We start from the raw sequence: 22,632 nt of genomic DNA, 5'->3' as shown, positions 1-22,632 counted from the left end.
CCGTGCCGGACATCCCTCCTCCGCCGATGCTCAGCGGCACGCCTGTGTGCGAGAAGATCCCGGCGGGTCAGACCTTCTACCGCGTTCACCCCGCCGGCAGGCCGGCCGCGGTCTTCGACCCGCAGCACGGCAGCGCGTTCGGCGGCGGCCGGTTCGACGCCTGCACGGGTGCACCACACCGCACCCTGTGCATGTCCGCCGCGCCGGAGACCGCGATCGCGGAACGGTTCCTGCGCGAGTTCGCGTACAAGCGCGTGCCCCAGCGGATCCTGCCCCGCGCGGCGCTGGCCGGTCAGGTCCTCACGGAGGTGCGGACCACCACCGATCTCAGCCTCGTCCGGCTGTACTCCGCCCAGGACGTCGCGGCGGTGCACCAGGACTCCTGGCTGACCACGACCACGCCGGAACGCTTCTCCGCCACCAGGGAGTGGGCGGCCTGGTTGCACCAGCAGGTTCCGTGGGCGGACGGCATCCTCTGGCAGTCGATCGCCGACATGCCGCGGCAAACAGTCGTGCTCTTCGACGACAGGTGCGCCGCACCGGCCATCTCAGGGGCGTCGAGAGCGCTCGACGACCCGTTGGAACTCCCCTGGCTGACCGACCTGCTCAAGCCCTACGGGGTGGAGGTCGACCCGCCTCCCCCTGTCTGGCCGAAGTTCTTCATCAACTACCGCACGGGCGACGCCGAGGCCGTGCCCGAGCTGCTGCACCGGGAGATGAGCCGCCGGCTCGGCGAACGGGCGGTGTTCCGCGACATCCGCTCGATGAGGCCCGGCACGCCGGACTTCGCGGACGCGCTCGAGTCGAACGTGCGCAACTGCGAGACGGTGATCGCGCTGGTGGGCAAGCGGTGGGAGACCATCACCAACAACGAGGGTGTGCTGTTCCTCGAAGACCCGGACGACTGGGTGCGCCGCGAGCTGATCCTCGCGCACCAGGCGGGAAAGAGGGTGATTCCGGTGCTCATCGGCCTGCGATTTGCCCTCAAGAAGGCGTCGCTTCCGCCCGAACTGGCTTTTCTGGCGGACTTCCAGTCCCGCCACCTCCGTCACGGGTACGAGGCCGAGGACGTTCGGCAACTGGTGAACGAGCTGCTCGCGGAATGAACGGGCGCCCCGAACCTTCCGGGGCGCCCGACTGATCACACGTTGTCGGTGTGCGTGACACCCGCGGTGCGGTAGTCCTGCACCGCCGTCTTCACCTGGGCCGGGCTGAGCACCTGGTCCTTGGCGAAGTACACGTAGTCGACCTCCTGCTGATAGGCGCGCTCAGCAGAACTGCCCTGCAAGCCGCCCGAGATGAACCACAGGTTGAAGTTGATCGACATCGGCGTCTCCGGGTAGTACTTGTCGCCGTGGTCGGCGACGAGCGCACCGTCGATGTAGTACTTCACGCGGCCGTCGGCGACCTGGAAGACCAGGTCGTGCCAGCCGTTGTAGCTCTGGCGCTGGGAGTTGTGGATGTTGTCGGCGACCCACGGTTCGTTCTGGTAGGTCTCCCAGGTGGTCTCGTACATGATGTTGCCCTGCTCGCCCCAGCCGCCGTTGGGCAGGTACTCGAAGTCGATCTCGCCGTAGTTCGGGGCCATCGGCGCGTCGAGCGGGGTGATGGTGAAGAACGTCTGCACGACGTGGTCGCCGTCCGGGCCGAAGACCGGCGCGTCGCTGAACCTCACCCTGGAGGCGTAGGTGCCCTCGAAGAACTTGCGCTGGTGGAACATCTCGGTCTGCTTGGCCGCGGAGCCGTTGTTCCAGGAGTCGAGGCGCATGACCTTCTGGCCGTCGACGGTCGGGAACGTCACGCGCGACGCGTCCCACTCGGCGCCGGGGACACCGGGGCCGCCCGCGCCCGAACGCACGGTCCAGCCGCGCTGGCTGATGCGCGAGTCGCTCGAGTTGTTGTAGGCGAAGTCGTCGAACAGCTTGGGGCCGTTGGGGTTCGGTGGCGTGGAGCTGGTCGTCGTGGTGGTGGGCGGGCTGCCGCCGGGCGGGGTGCCCCAGAGCAGCGTGCCGCCGCGGTGGACGGTGACCTTGTTCGACGCCGAGTAGTTGCTGTCGGCGCGGAACGAGTAGTCGTCGGACTGGTTGATGGGGCCCCAGTTGGTGCGGTAGAAGCGCAACTGGAGGTCACCGGAGTCGGCGCCGGGGTTGATCGTGCCGGCGCCGGAGGTGAAGCCGACCTCCAGGTAGCGGTCGGCCGGGCCGCCGGTCAGGGTGCCGAACTGGCCGGTCACGTTGCCGCAGCCGCGCACGGCCCACGAGCAGGCGAACCGGTAGCCGACGTCCGGGGTGTCGGCCTTGAAGTAGTAGCGGATCTTCACGTCGGACAGCGGAATGCTGGTGGTGCCCGAGTTGACCAGCTTGAACCACGGTTCGGCCTGGTCGGTGGTCGCACCGGACGCGCTGGTCCGGTACTGGGCGGTGATCGCGTCGGCGGCGAACGCGTTCGGTGCGACGGCCAGTGCGGCCACCGCCAGCGCCGCGCAGGACGCGGCTACGAGTGCTCGCAACGTTCTCTCCTCATTTCGGCAGGGACGGACAGGGCGGCGAGCCTTTCCGAGTGGAGGCGCATCCTGGTGGTGAAGCCCTCCCACTCGGGGCGCTGGGACCAGAGGGTGTCGGCCAGCGCGGCAAGACGGGGAAATGCCAGGTATTCCAGGTGGTCCTTCGAACGCACGTGCTCGGTCCACAGCTGGCACTGGGCGCCGAGCACGCCGTCGGGCAGCGGCACGTGGTAGACGTCGCGGGTGGTGACGACGTACCCGGGCTGGCCGGGTGGTTCGTGCGGGCCGTCCGACTGCGGGTAGTCGAGGTAGGTGGAGGTGTGCGGGGTCATCACGACCGGCTGGCCGCGCTCGAGTGCTTTCGCCGCCTGGGTTTCGTCCTTCCACGGCATGACGACCGCGCGGGTGTCGCCGGTCGGTTCCCAGGCGGCCGGGACGCGGCCCCGGTCGAGCAGGTACCTGCTCGCCTGGCGGAGGAACTGGCCGTGCACGTCCTCCGGCAGCAGGCACTCGTCGCCGCCGAGGTGGACGTGCTCACCGGGGAACACCTCCAGCACCTCGTCCAGCACCTCGCGGACGAACCCCATGGCGTGCAGGCCGAACGCGGCATCGCTGATGCCCCAGCGGGTCCAGACGGGCAGCGGTTCCGGCGCGACGCCGAGGTCGGGGTAGGCGGCGAGCGCGGCGCGGGCGTGGCCCGGCATCTCGATCTCCGGCATGACCCGGATGCCGCGTTCGGCGGCGTACGCGACCAGCCCTTCCAGCTCGCCGCGCGTGTAGGTGCCGCCGTGCGGGACGCCGTCGCCGTTGGTCTCGGTGCGCCAGCCACCGACCGAGGTCAGCAGCGGGTGCGCGGGTACCGGCATGCGCCAGCCCTGGTCGTCGGTCAGGTGCAGGTGCAGGACATTGAGCTTGTGGAACGCCATCAGGTCGATGAACCGGCGGACCACGGGCACCGGCTGGAAGTGCCGGGCGACGTCGAGCATGAACCCGCGCCACGGCAGCCTGGGCAGGTCGCGGACGTCCACGCCGGGCAGGGTCCAGTCCACATCGGACGCCCTGGAGGTGCGCAGTGCCTCGGCTGGCAGGAGCTGGCGGATCGACTGGACCCCGTGTGCCAGGCCTTCCTTGGTGGCCGCGCGCAGCAGGACGCCGTGTTCGTTGACGGTGAGCGCGTAGCCCTCCGCGCCGAGCCCGACGAGCTTGGCGTCGAGCGCGATGAGGATCTGGCCGTGGTCCGCGATCGGCAACGCCAGTCCGGTGGCCGGTCGCAGCAGTGCGCGCAGGAGCCTGGCCGCGGGTTCGGCGCCGGGTGTGACCCGCACGCTCGTGTCGCGGTCCAGCGTGAACCCCTTGCTGCGGCGCACGATCCTGGTCGGGAGCGGGACGATCACCCCTTCACCGCCCCTCCGACGATGCCGGTGGTGACCCGGCCCTGCAGCACGATGAAGATCAGCAGCACGGGCAGCATGAACAGCGTCGACGCGGCCATGGTGGCCCCCCAGTCGGTGCCGAAGGTGTTGTTGAACGAGGACAGCCAGACCGGCAGCGTGCGGTCGTCCTGGTCCTTGATGATCAGCACGTTGGCGAAGGCGAACTCGTTCCACGCGGTGATGAACCCGAACAGCGAGGTCGCCAGCAGACCCGGCGCGAGCAGCGGGAACACGACCTTGCGGAACGCCTGCCCGCGCGTGCAGCCGTCGACCTGCGCGGCCTCCTCCAGGTCCACCGGGATGGCCGCGAGGAACCCGCGCAGCGTCACGATGGTGAACGGCAGCGTCATCATGAAGTAGACGAGTGTGAGGATCCAGAGCGTGTCGAGCATGCCGGTGTCGCGGGCGATCACGTAGATCGGGATGAGCAGCGCCTCCCACGGCGTCATCTGCGCCACGAACACCATCAGCACGAACGCCCTGCGGCCCTTCCACCGCAGCCGCGCGATCGCGAACGCCGCGAGCAACGCGACCACCAGCGCGAGGACGACCGCACCTCCCGCCACGAGAAGGCTGTTGCGCCAGAACGAGAAGAACCCCTTCGCCGCGATCGCCGTGCCGAAGTGGTCGAACGTGATCGGGATCGGCAGGAACGTGGGTGTCGCGCTCTGGATGTCCTTGGTGGGTTTGAACGCCGTGAGCACCATCCAGTAGACGGGGAACACGGACACGGCGAAGATCAGCAGTGCCGCCGTGGTGCGGGAGATCCGGCCGATCACGCTTCCCTCTCCTGCCGGTAGAGCTGGCGGAAGTACGCCAGCAGTGCGAGCACGAGCAGCACGACCATGAGCATCGACACCGCGGCGCCGAGGTCGTAGCGCTGCAACGACTGCGCGACCTGGAACGCGTACACCGGCAGCGTCGTCGTGGCCTGGCCTGGACCGCCCTGGCTGATCACCCAGATCTGCACGAACGCCTTGACGACCCAGATCACCTCCAGGCACGTGATGAGCCCGAACATGGCGCGCAGCATGGGGAACGTGATGGTCGTGAACACCCGCCACGCGCCGGCGCCGTCGATGCGGGCGGCCTCGTACAGCTCCTGCGGCACGGTGATCATCGCCGCGTACAGCGACAGCGCGGCGAACGGGATCGACTGCCAGACGATCAGCGTCACGAGGATGCCGAACGTCGCCTCGCCGTCGGCGAACCAGGTGTAGTCGCGGTACTCCTCGAAGCCCAGTGCGACCAGCGCCCAGTTCACGACGCCGAGCCGGGACTGGAAGAGCCACTGGAACACCGTGGTCGCGGCGATGATCGGCGTGGCCCAGGTGAGCACGAGCCCGCCCATGACCAGCAGCCTGAGCCCCTTGCCCAGCCGGACGAGCAGCAGAGCGACCAGGGTGGACAGCACCATGATCAGCACGACGTTGATCGCGGTGAACAGGAGCGTCCGCCGCACCACGCCCCAGAACTCGGGGTCGGACAGCACCTTCGCGTAGTTCGCGAGCCCGACGAACTTCGCGTCGCCGCGCACGAGCTGCGGCAGCCCGAACTCCTGCAGCGAGATGATCACGTTGCGCACCAGCGGGTACAGCAGCAGGTACGCGGTGGTGAGCACCGTGGGCGCGATCAGGACGTAGGCCAGGACCGGTCGTCTGCGGCGCTTCGGGACGGCCGGCGCGGTCTCCCGCACCGGCCTTTCCGCCAGCAGCGTCATTTGCCGGAGTTGAGCGCTTGGGTGATCACTTCGTCGGCCTTCGCCGCCGCCGCCTTCGGATCGGCGCCGGTGAGGACCGCGGTCTGGAACTCCTTGATCGGGTTGCGGGCCTCGACCGCCGCCCAGTTCGGCGAGTTCGGCGTGGCGAACCCGTTGGCCGCACCGGCCGCCATCGCCGCCGTGCCGGGGTCACCGCCCACCGCCTGGGCGAGCGACTTGCGGTTCGGCACGTAGTTCATCGCCTTCGCGAGCTCGACCTGCCACTTCTCACCGGCGAGCGCCTTGACGACCTCGTACGCGCCGTCCTGCCGTGAGCTCGACAGGGGAATGATCAAATCGGAGCCGCCGGTGAAGACCGCGCCGGGCTTGTCGGCGGTCTTGCCGGGGATCGGGAAGAAGCCGATCTTGCCCGCCAGTTCCGGGTTGGCCTTCTCCACGAGCTTCGCCGCGCCGGGCACCGCGATGAACTGCGCGACCTTGCCACCGGCCACGACGTCCGTCTGCTGCGGCTTGGACTCGTCGGAGTCCTTCGGGCCGTCGCCGAGCGCCTGCAGCTGCTTGTAGAAGTCCATGCCCGCCAACGCCTCCGGCGTGTTCAGCGAGCCCTTCCACTTGTCGCCGTCCTGCTCGGCGAGGTCGCCGCCCTCGTCCCAGACGAACCCGGACAGCGTGTACCAGTTCTGGCCGGGCAGGTAGATGCCCTGCTGGTCACCCTGGTCGAGCTTGGCCGTGGCGGCGAGCCACTCCGCACGCGTCCTGGGCGGCGTGACCTGCGCGGCCTCGAACAGGTCCTTGCGGTAGATCACGACCCGGTTGGCCGCGTAGAACGGGATCCCGAACTGCTTGCCGTCGACCGCGCCCGGCTCGCTCAGGCCCGGGATCCAGTCGTCGCCCCGCAGCTCGGACTTCTTGCCGGACAGGTCCGTGACGCCCTTGCTTGCCACGTACTGCGCGACCTGGGTGTTGCCGACCTCGATCACGTCGGGCGGGTCAGTGCTGGCCAGAGCACTGGTCACCTTCTGCGTGATGCCGTTCCACTCCTGGATCTGGATCTTCAGGTCGAGGTTCGAGTGGTCCTTCTCGAACTCGCTCTCGAACTTCGACACGAACTCCTCGGTGGCCGTGTCCTTCATGAGCCACACGGTGATCTCCTGCTTCTCACCGGATCCCCCCGCGGACGAACCGCAGGCGGACAACGTGAGCGCCAGGACGAGTAAGGCAGCGGAGCGCGACACGACTCACCTCTCGCTGGGATGTGACCAATTGGTCAGGTCTCGACGGGTGAGATAGAAAGTGGCATAGACCACTTCTCAGGTCAATACCCAGGTCGGACGCATGGCAGCGCTCACGATCTTCAACAGACTGATTACTTACCAGTGGTATGACATACTGACCACCGACGAAGCGGAGAGGCATGGCCGAGGCGATCCTGAAGCGGGAGCGGGTCCGCGACTACCTGCTCGAACTCATCGAGACCCACCCGGCGGGCGCCCCGATCCCCGCCGAACGTGTGCTGTGCCAGCAACTCTCGGTCTCCCGCCCCACCATCCGCTCGGCCGTGGAGGAACTGGTCAACCTCGGCCTGCTCAGCCGCCAGCACGGCCGCGGCACCTTCGTGGCACGCGCCAAGATCACCCAGGAGATGGTGTCCGACACCGGATCCATGTCCCTGCCCCAGGCCTCGGGCACCTGGTCCTCCCGCGTGCTCGAACACGCCCGCATCCCGGCCGGCGCCCGCGTGGGCCGCCGCCTGCACGTCTCCCCCGCCGCCGACATCCACTACATCGCCCGCCTGCGCCTGGTCGACGGCGAGCCGATGGCGCTGGAGCACCTGCACGTCCCCGCTCTGGTCGCGCCCGGATTGACGTTGCACGACATGGAGTCCGGCGACTTCTACGAACGGCTTCGCGAGCACGGCGTCCACGTTTCCGAGGCGGTGCAGTCGATCGAGCCCACGGTCGTCAACGACTCCGAGGCCTCGCTGCTCGGAGTTCCCGTGCTGGCACCGGCTTTGCTGTTCGAACGGCTGACGACGGACGCGCAGGGGCGGCAGGTCGAGTACGTGCACTCGATCTACCGCGGGGACCGGTACCGGATCGTGTCGCGGCTGACGCTCGGGGCTTCGCCGCGCAACACGGTGGACATGCAGGCTCGGGTGAGCGGCGACCCGTTCTGATCAGATGAACCGGGTGCTCTGACTGTCGACGAAGTTCTGCGCCTTTTCGAGGGTGTGCGAGGCGTACGTGCCGCTGGCGCGTGCGTCCAGCAGGGCGTTCTGCTGCGCGTCCGCCATCATCCGCTGCAGCTCGAAGCGTTGGTGCATCGACATGTCCGGGTCCTGCTCGGTGAGCTTCTTCTCGATGCCCTCGCTCATCGCGACGATCCGCTCGAGGGTTTGCTCCAGCAGGTGCTCGTCGAACGGCTCCCCGTTCTCGCGGCACAGCGTCGAGCTCTCCAGCAGTGTCCGGCTCGCCGTCACCAGTTCGCCCGCCAGCCGGGCGTACTCGCGGCGTTCGTGGTCCTCGTCGTTGCCGCGGATGCCCAGCCACCTGATCACCAGCGGCAACGAGCCGCCCTGCACGACCAGCGTGAGGATCGCGACGGTGAAGGCGATCAGGATCAGCTCGGAGCGGTACGGCAGGTCCTCGGGCAGGGTCTGCGCCGCCGCCACGGTGACCACGCCGCGCATGCCCGACCAGGCGAGCACCGCGCCACCGCGCCAGCTGAGGCCTTCGCTCGCGTAGAACGCCACGTCGGCCTGTTTGCGTTGCAACATCCGGATTCCGCGGTCGTACCGCTTCTCTTCGCCGGGCGTCGGTCCTCGCGCGGTGAAGCGGTCCACGAAGGACTCCAGCTTGCCGGTGAACGCGTCCGCGCGCCGTTGCTGGCGGCGCAGCAGGGCGATCACCGGGATCGTGAACGCCACGCGCAGCACGACCAGTGCCACCGTGGCCAGCGCGCCGAGCACGAGCGCCCGCGTCACCTCGTCGTCCGCCACGGCACCGATGACGGACGTGAGCTCGAAGCCCATCAGCAGGAAGACGCCGTTCTCCAGCAACAGCTGGATGGTGCGCCAGTTCGTGCGTTCGGAGATGCGGTCGTGCGCGGTGAACCTGCGCGCGCTCTGGTGGCCGGTGATCAGCCCGGCCACGACGACGGCGATCACGCCGGACGCGTGCATTTCCTCGGCCGGGATGAACGCCAGGAACGGCACCACGTAGGAGATCGCGGTCGTGAGCACCGGCTGGCCCTGGATCCGCGCCCGCGCCCACACCGTCACGACGCCGACGGCGGCACCGATCGCGACGCCCGCCGACACGGCGTAGGCGAAGTCGCCCAGCGCGCTGCCGAACGACACGCTGGCGGTGATCGCGACGATGGCCGTGCGCAGCAACACGAGCGCGGTCGCGTCGTTGACCAGTCCTTCGCCTTCGAGGATCGTGACGAGGCGGGGCGGCAGGCCGAGCTTCTTGCCGATCGACGTGGCGGCGACCGCGTCCGGCGGACTGATCACGGCGCCGAGCGCGAGCGCGGCCGCGAACCCGATCTCCGGCAGCAGCCACCAGATCAGCAGGCCGGTGCCGAACGCCGACACGACCACGAGCAGCACCGACAACGCGCCGATGGTCGCGAAGTTGCGCCTGAAGTCGACCACCGGCACGTTCACCGCCGCCGAGTACAGGATCGGCGGCAGCACGACCACCAGGATCCACTCCGGTTCGACGAACAGGTGCGGTGCGCCCGGCAGCTGACTGCAGCCCATGCCGACGAGCACGAGCAGCACGGGTGCGGCCACGCCCAGTTTGGGCGCCACGTACGACACCACCACGATGATCAGCACGGCCGCGACGGCGAGCAAGGCCCATTCCTGCATGACGTGCAGTTTGCTCGATCGGAACGGACCTCGCCCGGGGAGCCACGCCGGTCAGGACGCCGGCAGCACGTGGCGCCCGTCACGGTCGGTGCTCAGGCACAGCGAACAGATCTCGCCGCCGAGCGCGCTGGCCGTCATGTCCGGCCGCTCGTACGACTCCCCGCACACCACGCAGTCGTACCGCGTCGCGCTCGGGTTGCCGTCCTCGTCGAGCATCGGCTCCGCGATGCCGTCATCGGTGCGGCGGAGGTAGAACCGGCCGCGCGTGACGACCGCGAGCAACGGCGTCAGCACGATCGGGATGCCGACCGCGACCAGCGGCGAGTACGGCTGGACGCCCGCGCCGAACAGTCCGAAGTAGACCGAGATGGACAGGACGGACGAGGCGAGGAACGAGCCGACGCCCACCGGGTTGACCGCGAACAGCATGCCGCGGCGGAACTCCGGCTGCTTCGGCGACAGCTTGAGCAGGTACTTGTTGATCGCGATGTCCGCGGCGACCGTGACGACCCAGGCCATCGCGCAGTTCGAGTAGAAGCTCAGCAGGTTGTTGAGGAAGCTGAACATGTCCGCTTCCATCAGCACCAGCGCGATCGCGAGGTTGACCAGCACGAACACCAGCCGCCCCGGATAGCGCTTCGTGACGCGGGTGAAGGAGTTGGTCCACGCCAGCGATCCCGAGTAGGCGTTGGTGACGTTGATCTTCACCTGGCTCAGCACCACGAGCACCAGCGCCAGCGGCACCACCAGCCACGGCGGCATGAACTGCTTGAACACGCCGGTGAACTGCTCGATCGGCTCCACCGCCGCGACCTTGCCGACGGCGTCGAGCACGTAGATCGCCATGAACGCGCCGATCGCCTGCTTCAGCGCGCCGAACACGACCCAGCCCGGTCCGGCCATGACCACCGACGTCCACCACGCACGGCGGTTCGCGGCGGTGCGTGGCGGCATGAACCGCAGGTAGTCGATCTGCTCGCCGATCTGCCCCATCAACGACAGGCACACGCCCGCGCCGAGCATCACGGCGGCCGTGTTCACGCCGGTGTCGCCGTAGGAGAGCCAGCGGCTCACCGACGACGGATCGGCGATCACCAGGTAGAGCAGCGGCGCCACCATCAGCAGCAGCCACAACGGGTTCGTCCAGCTCTGCAGCTTCGCGAGCACCTTCATCCCGTAGATCACCAGCGGGATGATCACCAGCGTCGAGGCGAGGTAGCCCAGCCACAACGGCAGGCCCAGCGCGTACCGCAGGCCCTGCGCCATGATCGAGCCCTCGAGCGCGAAGAAGATGAACGTGAAGCTCGCGAAGATCACGCTGGTGATCACCGAGCCGTAGTAGCCGAAGCCCGATCCACGCGTGATCAGGTCGAGGTCGATGTTGTACCGCGCCGCGTAGTACGCGAGCGGGAACCCGGTCACGAAGATGACGATCGCCGCGAACCCGATGGCCAGCAACGCGTTCCCGGTGCCGTGCGCCAAGCCGATGCCCGCGCCGATCGAGAAGTCCGCCATGTAGGCGATACCGCCCAGCGCGGACGCCCCGACGACGGCGGGCGTCCAGCGCCGGTACGTCCTGGGCGCGAACCGAAGGGTGTAGTCCTCGAGCGTCTCTTTGGACGCCGCCGGAGCCGGAGCCCGCTCCACAACCTCGTCAACGGTCATGGACCTCGACGCTAGGAAGCGCGCGTTTCCCCGGACCGCACCATTTGTGACAGGCCGATGACGCTGTGTTCGCCGGCTCCTTGGAGGGGCCGTGCTGAAGGCCCGCTGCGAGTGATCCTCGACAACCTGATCGAGGCGTTCGCGGACACGCTGGAACGCCACGGCATCGACGTGTTCGAGCTGGAAGGGCTCTAAAGCTTCCAGATCCGCACGGTCTTGTCGTCACCACCCGCCGCGATCCGCTTGCCGTCCGGCGAGAACGCCACGGTCTGGATCTGGCCCCCGGACCCGATCACCGTGGCGCGGATCTTCTTCGTCTCCACGTCCCACAGCTGGACGAAGTTGCCCTGCCCCCAGGCCGCGACGGTCTGGCCGTCCGGGTGGAACAGCGCGTTCGACAGCGTGAGGTTGTCGTCGGCCCGCAGGAACACCGCCTTGCTCTTGCCCGACGCCACGTCCCAGAGCTGCATGCTGTTCTCGCCGTCGGCGTCGATCACGGCGAGGGTCTTGCCGTCGGGCGAGAACGCCCCGCCGTGACCCGTCGAGTCGTTGATGGTGACGACCGTCTTGCCGGTGGCCGGGTCGACGACCTTGACCTCCTGGTACTTGGTGCCCGCGTAGGCCAGCAGCTTGCCGTCCGGGCTGTACGAGAGCTCGCTGCTGCCCTGCGCCTCGGTCAGGCCGATCTTCACCTTGCGGCTCGCCACGTCCCACACCTGCAGGCGGCCGGTGTGGGTGATGCCGACCAGGGTCTTGCCGTCCGGGTGGAAGCGCAGGCACTTCATGATCGACCGGCTCTCGTCCAGGCCGCCGATCATCGAGCGGTCGGACAGGTTCCACAGGTACGTCGTGAAGTCGCCGGTGCGGTTGCCGCCCGCCGCGAGGATCTTGCCGTCCGGGCTGATCGCGACGGCGCACGCCGACGCGCCGCCGGGGCCGTCCGGGTTCTGGACGGTGCCGATGAGCTTGTTCGTCGTGGTGTCCCAGATGCGGACGAGGGCGCCGCCCCTGCCCAAGCCGTCCTCGGCGCTGGCGAGGACCTTGCCGTCCGGGCTCCACGCGACCGACGAGACCGCGGCCTTGTGGTCGACGAGCTGGACGTGCTCGGCGAACTCCTGCGGCTGTCCCGGCTGGGCCTTCGGGGTCGTGGACTGCTCCGAGCCGCCTTCCTTGTTCGAAGCCGCCTTGTTGTCCTGGGTGGACGGCAGCTGCGCCCCCTCACCGGTCTTGTCCTGGGAGTTGAGCCACCACGCGGTGCCGCCGCCGATCGCCACGACCGCGCCGACGCCGGCCAGCAGTGCCGTGCGCCTGCGGACACCGCGCCTGGCCACCACCGGCAGCACGACGGGTGCGCCCGCGAGCATCGCGAGGGCCTGGTCGACCGAGGCGCGTTCGGCCGGGTTCTTGCGCAGCAGGGCGCCCAGCAGCGACGCGAGGTGGCCGGCGCGTTGCGGGGGCGGCGGGTCCTGGGTCAGCAGCATCGACAGGGTCGTCATGAAGTCCTGGCCCTGGTACGGCGGCCGGCCCTCGACGGCGGCGTACAGGGTGGCGCCGAGCGACCACAGGTCCGTCGCCGGGGTGATCGGCGCGCCGGTGCCCTGCTCGGGCGCCATGTACGCGGGCGTGCCGACGATCGACCCGTCGGTGGTGAGCGGGACGTCACCGGTGAGCCTCGCGATGCCGAAGTCGGTGATCACGATCCGGTCGCCGGACAGCAACACGTTGGCGGGCTTGAGGTCGCGGTGCACGATCCCGGCCTGGTGCGCCACCCGCAACGCGCTGAGCATCGACGTGGCGATGTAGGCGACCTGGTCCGGCGGCAGCGACCCCCGAGTCTTGATGACGTCGGACAGCGACCCGCCGCGGACGAACTCCATCACGATCATCGGAGTGCCGTTGTACTCGACGACGTCGTGCACGGTGACGATGCCGGGGTGGTTGAGCTGACCGGCGAGCTGTGCCTCACGCATGGCGCGCTGGCACAGCAACGCCCGCTGCTGCGCGTCGAGCCCGGCGGGCAGCAGCAGTTCCTTGATGGCCACCTCACGGCCGATGACCTCGTCACGGCCGAGCCACACCCGGCCCATGCCGCCGGCGCCGATCACCTGAACAAGCCGGTAGCGCTGCGCCACCAGACTTCCCTTCGCATCTGTCACGGCGCGCAGCTTAGATGGGAGGACGCGCTCCCACGACGGTAACCGGCAAGTTCGCAATCTATTGGATCTGTTGGTAGCAAAGCAACATCGTGCGCGTTCAATCGGTCGACAATGGACGTGTCCCTAGTGGACCTTCGCGACCTCGATCCCGACGTCGCCGAACATGCGCAGCGTCCGCGTCCGGGTCGGCTCGACGGTGAACCCGGCTTCGGAGATCCCCTTCGCTGCGTGCCCGTGGCCGTGGTGCGCGATGTCGGAGAGCACGAGCAGACCGCCCGGCTTGAGCACGCGGCGCACCTCGGCGAGCATCTCCCCCTTCGACGGGCCGTCGAGGTGGTGCAGCATGAGGCTGGAGAAGACGCGGTCGAACGACGCGTCGGGGAACGCCAGTTCCTGCGCGAACCCGCGGTCGAGCGTCGCCCTCAGTCCTGCCCGCCGCATCTTGCGCTCCGCCCGCGCGAGCATCTTCAGGTCAGGGTCCACCCCGAAGAGCTCGACGCCCCCATATCGCTTTCCGGTGGTGCGCAACAGGTTCCCGGTGCCGCACCCGACGTCGAGCACGCGGTGCCCGGCACTCAAGCCGGCCGCCTCGATCATCTCCCGATGGACCGCGCCGAGCCCGGACACCCGGTGGAGCACGTCGTAGAACGGCAGCAGGTAGTGCTTGCCCACGCCGGGCAGGTACTCACGCTCTTGGGACGATAGTTCGGCCATGACTTGATTCTGCTCTCATACAGGGCAGGGTTTCTGTGTCGATCCTCGGTTTGAGTGGGATGATTTGACGGTGCGAACCCGACGAGCACCGCTGAAGGGCGACGAGCCCGCGAAGTACGCCTGGCGGCCTGACCCGGGCGAGCTGCCCGTGGCGGTCCTGCGACTCGGGCACGGCGCCGACTTCGACGGCGCGCACGAGGCCCACTCCCACGACTTCCCCGGCATCGCCTACTTCGAGGCCTCCGGCGGGGTGGTCCGCCACGGCAGGCACGTGCGGCAGGTCGAGGCCGGCGACCTGTTCGTCATCGCGCCCGGCGACGTGATGGGCCGGACCCGCGGCGACGACCTCCTCGGCGCACGGGGCTGGGGCGTCTTCTTCACCGCCGACGCGCTCGGCCCGGAGACCCCTGGCGCGCACCTGGCGTGGCGCACGCACCCGCTGCTGTTCCCGTTCGTCCACGGCGGAGCGACCGGTGCGTTGCGGCTCAGGGTGCCCGGTGACCAGCGCGCCGAGTGGGCGGCGCGCGTCGAGGCGCTGCACGACGAGCTCCGGCAGCGCCGCGACGGCTACCGCGAGGCCGTGCCGGCACACCTGACGCTGCTGCTGGTCGGGGTGTCGAGGCTGGCCGCGGACGTCGTCGGCGACTTGCGCGAGAACGCCGAACCGCTGCTGGCCGAGGTGTTCGACGTGATCGAACGGCGTTACCCGGAGCAGTTGTCGCTGCGCGAGGTCGCCGCCGCGGTCAGCATCTCCCCCGGTCACCTGACCTCGACGGTGCGCAGGCGGACGGGCCGCACCGTGCAGGAGTGGATCACCGAGCGCCGCATGGTCCAGGCGCGGCGGTTGCTGGCCGTCACGGACCTGCCCATCGGCGAGACCGGGAGCCAGGTGGGCATCCCGGACGCGGGCTACTTCGCGCGGACGTTCGGCAAGCTGCACGGGATGAGCCCCACGCGTTGGCGGCGGTTCAACCACCTGAACACCGGCTGAACACCTGCGGACGGCCTGTCGATCATGGGCCGTTTCGTCGCTTTCGTCCCTCCCCGCCGTGGCACTGTCGTGCCATGACCGGCCCGACGCCCACCCTGGACGACGAACGAGACCTCGGCACGAGGTTCCACGACCTGATGGAAGTCGTGGTGAGGTGGCTGCCGATCGGCCTGTCCCGCGTCGTCGCGCCGAGCTTCCTCGGGTTCGCCCTGATCAACGGGTTCACGTTCGGCGTCGACCTGCTGCTGCTCACCCTGTTCCGCAGCGGTCTCGGCCTGCCGGTGCCGCTCGCGTTCACGATCGCCTACGTGCTCGCGTTCGGCCTGAGCTTCGTGCTCAACCGGGCGCTGAACTTCCGCTCGCACGCGCCGGTCGGACCGCAGGCGGGCCTGTACGCCGTCGCGATCACGATCAACTACCTGGCGTTCATCCTCGGCGTCGGCAGCGCGCTGACCGAGTTCGGCCTGCAGTACCACCTCTCGCGGATCGTCGCCGGCGCGTGCGAGGCCGCGTTCATGTACAGCGTGATGCGCTGGGTCATCTTCCGCGACGCCAAGAACTGACCTACTGCAGGTAGCCCTCGACCTCGCCGACCGAACGCGCGGGAACCTCCTCGGCGTTCTCACCCTGCGACCGTGCCGACCGGCGGCGCCGCAACAGGTCCCAGCACTGGTCGAGGGCCTCTTCGAGCGACCGCAGCCGGGCGTGCTCCTCGTCCGTGGAGATCTCGCCGGCGGCGAGCTGCCGACGGAGCTCGTGCTCCTCGTCGACCAGCTCGTTGATGCGGCCCAGCACGTTCTCGTCGCTCATCTGCCCGACTCTACGACGGACCGCCGGGCAGCGCCGCGAGCGACAGGCTGTTGCCGTCCGGGTCCAGCACCTCGACGTGCCGCACGCCGTTGGAGTACGTCTCGACGGACTCGTGCCGGATCCCGTGCGCGGCAAGCCGTTCCAGCGCCCCGTCGAATTCGCCCAGTGTCACCCCGAACGTGACCATCGAGCCACCCACACGCGTAGACCGCACGTCGCGGGCGTCGAGCACGATGTACGCGTTCTCGCCCACCTGCCACAGGTGCTCCTCTCCGATGACCTCGTCGGCGGCGCGGCCGAAGAACACCGCGTACCACTCCAACGACCTCGCCAGGTCGCTCACGCACATCACGCTGTGCAGATCCATGCGGTCCACCCTTCCGTCTCACAGGGATGGACCAGCGGCACGAGGAGAACTCATCGCACCAAGGGCGATTCGTCCGATCGGTCCAAGCAAATGGTTCAACCAATTGTTTACACTTGTGAACCAGGGCCGCCGACCCGTCACGCGAACCACCTCCCTCGCGGAGGAGTTTCGCCACCTCCGCCTGCCAGGAGGCGTTGTGAAGTCACGCAGTCGGCTTGCTCTGGCGAGCCTGTCCGCCACCACCGCGGTGGTCCTCGCGTTCATCGTCCCCACGACGCCCGCGATCGCCCACGGCACCATGTCCGATCCGGCCAGCCGGGTCTACACGTGCAAGAACGAGGGCCCGGAGACCCCGAAGTCCGACGCGTGCAAGGCGGCCGTGGCCGCCGGTGGCACGCAGGCCTACTACGACTGGAACGAGGTCTCGCTGCTCGAGGCCGGCGGGCGCCACCGCCAGCTCATCCCGGACGGCAAGCTCTGCAGCGCGGGCCGCGACAAGTACCGCGGACTCGACCTGCAACGCGCCGACTGGCCCGCCAAGCGGGTCTCCCCCGGATCGCTCACGGTGACCTACCACGCGTCGGCACCGCACTCGAACAGCAACTTCGAGTTCTACATCACGAGGGACGGCTGGAACCCGACGCAGCCGCTGCGCTGGTCCGACCTCGTGCACCTCCAGACGTTCAACGGCCAGAACCCCAGCACGTTCACGAACTGGACGCTGAACCTCCCCAACCGCTCCGGCCGCCACATCCTGTACTCGATCTGGCAGCGAGTGGTCGGCAGCAACGAGGCGTTCTACACGTGCTCGGACGTCGACTTCGGCGGCGGCACCACGAACCCGCCGACGACCACCACGACGACCCAGCCGCCCACGACCACGACCACCACGACGCAGCCGCCCGTGGGTGGCACGTGGGCCGCGGGCACGACGTACTCGATCGGCAACCGCGTCACCTACGGCGGCGTGAACTACGAGTGCCAGCTCGCGCACACGGCCATCGCCGGCTGGGAACCGCCGAACACGCCCGCCCTGTGGCGACGCCTCTGATGCGGTTCTTCTTGCTGGTGCTCGCCTTCATGGTGTCCGGCTGCGCGACCACGCAGCCGGGCGCCGTGTTGCGCGGCGATCCGCTGGACGTGATGTTCCTGCAGATGATGCTTCCCCATCACCAGCAGGGAGTGGAGATGGTCGCCCTCGCGGAGGAGCGGGCGCAGAACGAGGAACTGCGCATGCTGGCGGCCGCGATCGAGCAGACCCAGGCGACCGAGGCCGACACGATGAGGGGCTGGCTGACGTCGTGGGGTGAACCGCTGACGGCACCACCGGACTCGCACGCGGGCCACGGCGGCATGCGCGAGTCCGATCCCAAGGAGGTCGAACGGCTGTCCGCGTTGCGTGGCGCGGAGTTCGACCAGCGCCTGCTCAACGTGATGATCGCGCACCAGGACGACGCCGTGCAGATGGCGCGGTGGGAGTCCGGCAGCGGTGCCAACCAGGAGGTGAAGGACCTGGCGGAACGGATCGACAAGTCCCGGACCGCGCAGATCGGCATGATGAGGACGTTCCTCGACCGGGGCTGACGGGTACCCGGTGGCGACAGGTCAGGCGCGTTCGTCCCGCACTCCGGGCTCGGCAAGCGCGGCACCGACCAGGAGGCCGCACGGCTGGGTGTCGAGCGCTCGTGATCGACGGCGTGACGCGGAACGACTGAGGAGGCAGACGTGCAACCCATCCCGTTCATCCCCTGGGTGTGGCGCGACCCGTCCTGGGCCGGCGAACCGGAACAGGACCTCGCGGACCGCCCCGACACCGGCCTGATCGGCTACGACGTCGAGGCCACCGACGGTGGCATCGGCAAGATCGACGAGGACAACGCCAAGGTGCCGCACGACTGCCTGATGGTCGACACCGGTCCGTGGATCTTCGGCCACAAGGTCGTGCTGCCCGTCGGCACCGTGCGGCACGTGGACCACGCGGAACGCAAGGTCTTCGTCGACCGCACCAAGGAGCAGATCAAGGACGCGCCGGAGTACGACCACGACGACCACGAGAACTACCGGCGCCGCACCGACGAGTATTACGCCGAGAGTTATCGCACCGATCCGCGCTGACCTGCAAAAAAGCGACTCTTGCAGGTCAGCGTGGGTTCGTTCAAGGTCGATGAGGACCGGTCGGTCCCGTTGTCGATGTCTGCGGCAACACGTGTTGCGCGCCCTGACTCGCGAACGTCTACCACCAGGCTGGCGAGCGGCGAGGCCTGTCCAACCGTCTGATGCGCGAGGCGGCCCTGCGCTTCAGCGCTGAAGGTCGCGGTAGGCCTCACCGCGCGGCGAGAGACGGTAGCCGCTGGTCAGGCTGATCGTGAGGCCGAGCGCCTTGAGGTGCCGGATCCTGCGTTTCAGGGACTCCTTGTCGATGTCCAGTTCGCCGGCGAGGCGTCCGGCGACGAGGCCTGGCTCCTCCGCCAGCCTGCTGAGCACGTGGTGCGTCCACGGGATCTGCCGGTCCAGTCCGGCCAGGCGGCGGTCCAGTTCCTCGGCGTCCTCACGGGTCAGGTCGGTGTTCGCCGCCAGTTGTTCGCGGGGGTCCGGGCCCTTCCACGAGAGGCCGATGCGGAAGAGGAACGCGCCTGGCGTGTCGCGGAAGGTCGCGGTGAGTTCAGCGAGGGAGCTGTAGCCGGCTTCTCGCGCGTCTGCCGCGGTCAGGGGATCGTTCACGGTGTTCACCGTGTCGATCCTGACCACTCCCGCGACGGTGTGGAACTCCTGCCCTTCCTTGACCGCGGGCCGGCGCCATCGGCGGTAGGCAACTGTCACCTCGCCGTCGGCTATGGCGTGGGCGATGCGGTGGGTGACGATCATGGTGCTCCTGGTCGAAGGGGAGGCGGCGCGCCGGCGGACTTGGGGGGTGGCCGCCGACGCGCCGCTGGTCACCAGTCGCCGCCGGCGCCTGCGGCCAGTTCCTCTCGTTCCACGGCCAGCGGGGGGAGCCAGACCGCGGCGAGCACCGCGGTGATCAGCATGACGCCCGCTCCCACCAGTGCGGCGGCGGAGAGGCCGTCGATGAAGGCCGCCTTCGCCGCGTCCATGAGCGCCGCAGCCTGCGGACCGTCCAATTTGGACGCCGCGACCGCCGCCGCGGGAAGTGATTCGGACGCGGCCGTGTCGGTGAAACGGGTCATCGCTGTGCTGTAGAGCGCGGCCATCACGCTGCCCAGCAGCGCCACGCCGAGGCCCGCGCCCAGTTCGAACGACGTCTCCTGGATCGCGGCGGCTCCTCCTGCCCGTTCGGGCGGGGCGCTGGTCATGATCGCCTGCGAGCCGGCGGTCACGGCCACGCTCGCGCCGAAACCGACGCCGAGGAAGCCGAGCACGATCAACAGGGTGTCGTTCTCGCCTCCCAGCAGGGAGAAGACCCCCAGCGAGATCGACAGCAGGGCGAACGCGCCGGCGAGCGTGACCCTGGTGCCCGTCCTCGCGACGATCGCACCGGTCAGCGGAGCGGCGACGACGCTCGCCAGCGCCAGCGGCAACAGCCACAGACCGGTCTCCAGCGGGCTGTAGCCCCGCAGGATCTGGAAGTACTGGGTGAGGAAGAACAACAGGCCGAAGAAGCCGAAGAAGGACAGCAGCACCGACAACGTCGCGGCCACGAAGCGCCTGGCCTTGAACAACGACAGGTCGAGCAACGGGCTGTCCAGCTTGCCCTGCCTGCGGACGAAGGTGAACGCCAGCGTCAGGCCCGCCAGCAGGACCGCGGTGGCGACAGGTGCCAGACCGTGTCCGGCGAGTTCCTTCACGCCGTACACGACGCCGACCACGGCTGCCATCGACAACACGACGCTGAGCGGGTCGAACCGGCCGGGCGACGGGTCCCGCGACTCGGGCACGTAGATCACCGTCAGCACCATCGCGACGACGACGATCGGCAAACTGATCAGGAACACCGAGCCCCAGTGGAAGTACTGCAACGCCGCTCCGGCGAGGATCGGGCCGATCGCCGATCCCGCGGACGCCGTAGCGGACCAGATGCCGATGGCCACGCCGCGTTCACGGGAGTCGGTGAAGACGTTGCGGATGACCGACAGGGTCGCGGGCATGATCATCGCGCCGCCGATGCCGCGCAGCACCCGCGACGCCAGCAGGACCTCGATCGAGCCCGAGAACGCGGCGACCACCGACGAGATCCCGAACAGGGCCATGCCGATCAGGAAGAACTTCTTGCGACCGCTCCGGTCGCTCGCCGTGCCCGCTGTCACCAGCAGACCGGCCACCACCAGCGAATAGAGGTCGACGATCCACAACAGGGCCGTGTTACCCGGCCGCAGCTCGTCCGCGATCGCGGGCAGCGCGACGTTGAGGATCGTGTTGTCCATCGCGACCAGCAGCAACCCGCTGCACATCAACGCCAGGACCAACCAGCGGTGTACCTGGGTGGTGCGTTCGCCAGGTGTTGCCCGATCAGCCATTGACCCCTCACAAGCTCGTATCTAGCAACCGTATGACCATACGATAGCTCATGCCACATGAGGACCTTGACTGTCATACGGTAGAGCCATACGGTGACGGGCATGAGCCCAGTTCAAGGTGCTGAGCGACGCTTTCTCAGCACACGCCGGCGGGCCGGCGGCGAGAAGCGCGAGGAAGTGCTCAAGCACGTGATCACCGTGCTGACCGAGCGCGGCTACGGCCGAACCCGTTTCAGCGACGTCGCGCAGGTCGCCGGGCTCGCGGTGAGCACCCTGCAGTTCTACTTCGGTTCGCGCGACGACATGCTCCTCGAGGCACTGCAGCACTCGACCGAGCAGGAGGTCCTCGCCCTCGAGGCGACGGCCGCGGAAGGTTCACCATGGCAACGGCTGGTGGCGCTGGTCGACCGGGCGCTCGACCCGTTGTCGGAGGACGCGTGGCGGATGCTGATGGAGTTCTGGCACGCGTCGATGCGCGATCCCGAACTGCGCGAGCACGGTGAGCACCTGCACCGGCGCTACCGCCAGCCCTTCGTCGACGCCATTCGCGGCGGGGTCGAGCAGGGCGACTTCCAGGGCCTGGCGTCGAGCGACGAGGCCATCGAGAACGTCGTCACCGTCCTGGTCGGCGTGCTGGACGGGTTGATCATTCCGCGGGTGCTCGACCACGAGTACTACGACGGCCCGGGAGTGCGCACGGTCGTGCTGGCCACGCTGGCGTCCGCGCTGGGCGTCACACCGACCGACGAGACGGCCTGAGCGGGGATCGGGAAGGAGTCGCAGACGATGAACAACGGCATGATCGGCCTGGTCGACGTGAGCGCGGCGGATGTCGACGCGGCCCGCGACTTCTACACGGGCCTGTTCGGCTGGACCTGGCGGCTCGACCTCGATCCCGGTGGGAGCTACGTCTACGCGGACGTGGACGGCCTGCCGGTCGCCGGAGTCCGGCCCCGGAAGCCGGACGAACCCAGCGCCTGGACGGTCTACCTGTCCACTGAGGACACCAGGCTGGCCGCGGAGGCCGCGGCGAGTCGTGGCGGCAAGGTGCTGCACGGACCGGTCGTGGCGCAGGGGCAGGGTGTCCTGGCCGTGGTCGCGGATCCGGCGGGCGCCGTGTTCGGGCTGTGGCAACAGATCGGCGATTGGACGGTGGGACACCACCGCCCAGGGATGGTCAACTGGGCCGAGCTGTCCACCCCGGAAGCGTCCGTCGTGGACGGTTTCTACGTGGAGGCTTTCGGCTTCTCGGGCACCCAGATCGGCGATGGGGACCGGTACGACTACGTGATCTGGTCGGCGGGCGGCGCGCCGGGAGCCGGCCGGCTCGTGGCACCTCCACCGGCGCACTGGTTGCCGTACTTCGAAAGCGGCCCCGGCGACGTGGACCGGCTGGCCGACCGAGCGGTGGCGACGGGAGGCCGGGTGGAACGCCCGCCCGCGGACATCCCGGCCGGACGGGTGGCCGTCCTCTCCGATCCAGAAGGAGCGAAATTCGCGGTCATCGACCCCAGTCGCCGCCCGTGAATTGACTTCCCACCTATTAGAACAATGCATGGGAGCCCCGTTCGGCGTGCCGGACGGGGCTCATTGCCGTGCGTACAACTCGTTCAAGCGAATCTCACCCGGATGGACCAGGGGCTGAACAGCGAGACGCCTTGAACCGGGCTATTCCGCTGGGTATTGTCTGAATTGACGGGCTGTTGCCCGCACAACGGGGGGTAGTCGAATGGTCTGTGTTCTGCACAACTGACGCCTGATTTCGGGCGCGCCTTCGACGTTCGAGCGCGCCATCGCGTCATTCGCCTGCACTGGGGCAGGAGCACCACTTCAGCGCGCCTTCTTTCAGCTCGCGCTTCTCTTTTGTCACCACACCCATTGAATGGATTTGTGATGCCCGAAAAAGCGACGAACAATGCCGAAGAGA

23 protein-coding genes are annotated in these 22,632 nt (G+C 68.7%); 10 read left to right on the top strand and 13 right to left on the bottom strand.

Annotated features, from left to right (window positions below; translation table 11 throughout):
• Positions 1-2 precede the first annotated feature (2 nt).
• Entirely contained in the window at positions 3-1,106 is a 1,104-nt protein-coding gene (locus IEY88_RS03470; protein ID WP_189153048.1) for a TIR domain-containing protein, read from the top strand.
• Between the two features lie 35 nt (positions 1,107-1,141).
• Here IEY88_RS03470 and IEY88_RS03465 read toward each other — a convergent pair whose 3' ends face one another.
• The 5 genes from IEY88_RS03465 to IEY88_RS03445 are packed head-to-tail and all read right to left on the bottom strand — an operon-like array spanning position 1,142 to position 6,891.
• Positions 1,142-2,509: a cellulose binding domain-containing protein gene (locus IEY88_RS03465; protein ID WP_189153047.1), complete on the bottom strand. Its 1,368-nt coding sequence runs from the start codon at positions 2,507-2,509 to the stop codon at positions 1,142-1,144.
• Complete coding sequence (locus tag IEY88_RS03460; protein ID WP_189153046.1) at positions 2,494-3,897, bottom strand: beta-N-acetylhexosaminidase; 1,404 nt, start codon at positions 3,895-3,897, stop codon at positions 2,494-2,496. Before IEY88_RS03460 ends, IEY88_RS03465 begins: the two co-directional genes overlap by 16 nt.
• Positions 3,894-4,715, bottom strand: coding sequence for a carbohydrate ABC transporter permease (locus IEY88_RS03455; RefSeq protein WP_229693052.1), 822 nt, complete (start codon positions 4,713-4,715; stop codon positions 3,894-3,896). Before IEY88_RS03455 ends, IEY88_RS03460 begins: the two co-directional genes overlap by 4 nt.
• The gene (locus IEY88_RS03450) at positions 4,712-5,656 is read right to left on the bottom strand and encodes a carbohydrate ABC transporter permease (RefSeq protein WP_189153045.1); all 945 of its coding nucleotides are present in this window, start codon (positions 5,654-5,656) and stop codon (positions 4,712-4,714) included. Before IEY88_RS03450 ends, IEY88_RS03455 begins: the two co-directional genes overlap by 4 nt.
• Positions 5,653-6,891, bottom strand: a complete 1,239-nt coding sequence (locus tag IEY88_RS03445) for an extracellular solute-binding protein (protein ID WP_229693051.1) — start codon at positions 6,889-6,891, stop codon at positions 5,653-5,655. Before IEY88_RS03445 ends, IEY88_RS03450 begins: the two co-directional genes overlap by 4 nt.
• 179 nt (positions 6,892-7,070) lie before the next feature.
• Between IEY88_RS03445 and IEY88_RS03440 the strand changes: the two genes are divergently transcribed.
• Positions 7,071-7,832: a GntR family transcriptional regulator gene (locus IEY88_RS03440; protein WP_189153044.1), complete on the top strand. Its 762-nt coding sequence runs from the start codon at positions 7,071-7,073 to the stop codon at positions 7,830-7,832.
• Here IEY88_RS03440 and IEY88_RS03435 read toward each other — a convergent pair whose 3' ends face one another.
• Both IEY88_RS03435 and IEY88_RS03430 read right to left on the bottom strand, forming a co-directional pair.
• Entirely contained in the window at positions 7,833-9,530 is a 1,698-nt protein-coding gene (locus tag IEY88_RS03435; protein WP_189153043.1) for a cation:proton antiporter, read from the bottom strand.
• 51 nt (positions 9,531-9,581) lie between these two features.
• Positions 9,582-11,195 carry a purine-cytosine permease family protein gene (locus tag IEY88_RS03430; RefSeq protein ID WP_189153042.1) on the bottom strand — a complete coding sequence of 538 codons (1,614 nt, stop codon included), beginning with the start codon at positions 11,193-11,195 and terminating at the stop codon, positions 9,582-9,584.
• Positions 11,196-11,252: 57 nt separating this feature from the next.
• Here IEY88_RS03430 and IEY88_RS03425 point away from each other — a divergent pair, with 57 nt between their 5' ends.
• Positions 11,253-11,390, top strand: a complete 138-nt coding sequence (locus IEY88_RS03425) for a hypothetical protein (RefSeq protein WP_189153041.1) — start codon at positions 11,253-11,255, stop codon at positions 11,388-11,390.
• Here IEY88_RS03425 and IEY88_RS03420 read toward each other — a convergent pair.
• Both IEY88_RS03420 and IEY88_RS03415 read right to left on the bottom strand, forming a co-directional pair.
• Positions 11,387-13,351, bottom strand: coding sequence for a WD40 repeat domain-containing serine/threonine protein kinase (locus IEY88_RS03420; protein WP_189153040.1), 1,965 nt, complete (start codon positions 13,349-13,351; stop codon positions 11,387-11,389). The two genes, IEY88_RS03425 and IEY88_RS03420, sit on opposite strands and share 4 nt — an antisense overlap.
• A 123-nt stretch (positions 13,352-13,474) precedes the next feature.
• On the bottom strand, positions 13,475-14,065 hold the full coding sequence (locus IEY88_RS03415) for a class I SAM-dependent methyltransferase (protein ID WP_189153039.1): 591 nt from the start codon (positions 14,063-14,065) through the stop codon (positions 13,475-13,477).
• 70 nt (positions 14,066-14,135) lie between these two features.
• On the opposite strand from IEY88_RS03415, the gene IEY88_RS03410 reads away from it, so the two are divergent.
• Together IEY88_RS03410 and IEY88_RS03405 are read left to right on the top strand one after the other, a co-directional pair.
• Positions 14,136-15,056 (top strand): helix-turn-helix transcriptional regulator, encoded by a 921-nt coding sequence (locus IEY88_RS03410; RefSeq protein ID WP_229693050.1) that lies wholly within the window; start codon positions 14,136-14,138, stop codon positions 15,054-15,056.
• 74 nt (positions 15,057-15,130) lie between these two features.
• The gene (locus IEY88_RS03405) at positions 15,131-15,619 is read left to right on the top strand and encodes a GtrA family protein (protein WP_229693049.1); all 489 of its coding nucleotides are present in this window, start codon (positions 15,131-15,133) and stop codon (positions 15,617-15,619) included.
• Position 15,620: 1 nt separating this feature from the next.
• On the opposite strand, the gene IEY88_RS03400 is transcribed toward IEY88_RS03405, so the two are convergent.
• Both IEY88_RS03400 and IEY88_RS03395 read right to left on the bottom strand, forming a co-directional pair.
• Positions 15,621-15,866 carry a DUF2630 family protein gene (locus IEY88_RS03400; RefSeq protein WP_189153038.1) on the bottom strand — a complete coding sequence of 82 codons (246 nt, stop codon included), beginning with the start codon at positions 15,864-15,866 and terminating at the stop codon, positions 15,621-15,623.
• Between the two features lie 10 nt (positions 15,867-15,876).
• Positions 15,877-16,233, bottom strand: a complete 357-nt coding sequence (locus IEY88_RS03395; protein ID WP_189153037.1) for a VOC family protein — start codon at positions 16,231-16,233, stop codon at positions 15,877-15,879.
• Positions 16,234-16,429: 196 nt separating this feature from the next.
• On the opposite strand from IEY88_RS03395, the gene IEY88_RS03390 reads away from it, so the two are divergent.
• From IEY88_RS03390 to IEY88_RS03380, 3 genes are all read left to right on the top strand, one after another.
• On the top strand, positions 16,430-17,284 hold the full coding sequence (locus IEY88_RS03390; RefSeq protein WP_229693048.1) for a lytic polysaccharide monooxygenase auxiliary activity family 9 protein: 855 nt from the start codon (positions 16,430-16,432) through the stop codon (positions 17,282-17,284).
• Positions 17,284-17,817 carry a DUF305 domain-containing protein gene (locus tag IEY88_RS03385; protein ID WP_189153036.1) on the top strand — a complete coding sequence of 178 codons (534 nt, stop codon included), beginning with the start codon at positions 17,284-17,286 and terminating at the stop codon, positions 17,815-17,817. The genes IEY88_RS03390 and IEY88_RS03385 overlap by 1 nt, the downstream gene beginning before the upstream one ends.
• Positions 17,818-17,958: 141 nt before the next feature.
• A complete protein-coding gene (locus tag IEY88_RS03380; protein ID WP_189153035.1) occupies positions 17,959-18,348 on the top strand; it encodes a PRC-barrel domain containing protein in 390 nt (129 codons plus the stop codon).
• Between the two features lie 183 nt (positions 18,349-18,531).
• Here IEY88_RS03380 and IEY88_RS03375 read toward each other — a convergent pair whose 3' ends face one another.
• Positions 18,532-19,098, bottom strand: a complete 567-nt coding sequence (locus tag IEY88_RS03375) for a hypothetical protein (RefSeq protein WP_189153034.1) — start codon at positions 19,096-19,098, stop codon at positions 18,532-18,534.
• Between the two features lie 68 nt (positions 19,099-19,166).
• A complete protein-coding gene (locus IEY88_RS03370; RefSeq protein WP_189153033.1) occupies positions 19,167-20,705 on the bottom strand; it encodes an MFS transporter in 1,539 nt (512 codons plus the stop codon).
• Positions 20,706-20,807: 102 nt separating this feature from the next.
• On the opposite strand from IEY88_RS03370, the gene IEY88_RS03365 reads away from it, so the two are divergent.
• Together IEY88_RS03365 and IEY88_RS03360 are read left to right on the top strand one after the other, a co-directional pair.
• Entirely contained in the window at positions 20,808-21,464 is a 657-nt protein-coding gene (locus IEY88_RS03365; protein ID WP_189153032.1) for a TetR/AcrR family transcriptional regulator, read from the top strand.
• Positions 21,465-21,491: 27 nt separating this feature from the next.
• Positions 21,492-22,232 (top strand): VOC family protein, encoded by a 741-nt coding sequence (locus IEY88_RS03360; protein WP_189153031.1) that lies wholly within the window; start codon positions 21,492-21,494, stop codon positions 22,230-22,232.
• Positions 22,233-22,632 lie beyond the last annotated feature (400 nt).

Origin of the sequence: Lentzea pudingi (genome assembly GCF_014646255.1) — a bacterium.
GTDB classification, from domain to species: domain Bacteria; phylum Actinomycetota; class Actinomycetes; order Mycobacteriales; family Pseudonocardiaceae; genus Lentzea; species Lentzea pudingi.
This window is presented reverse-complemented; position numbering and strand designations above follow the sequence as displayed.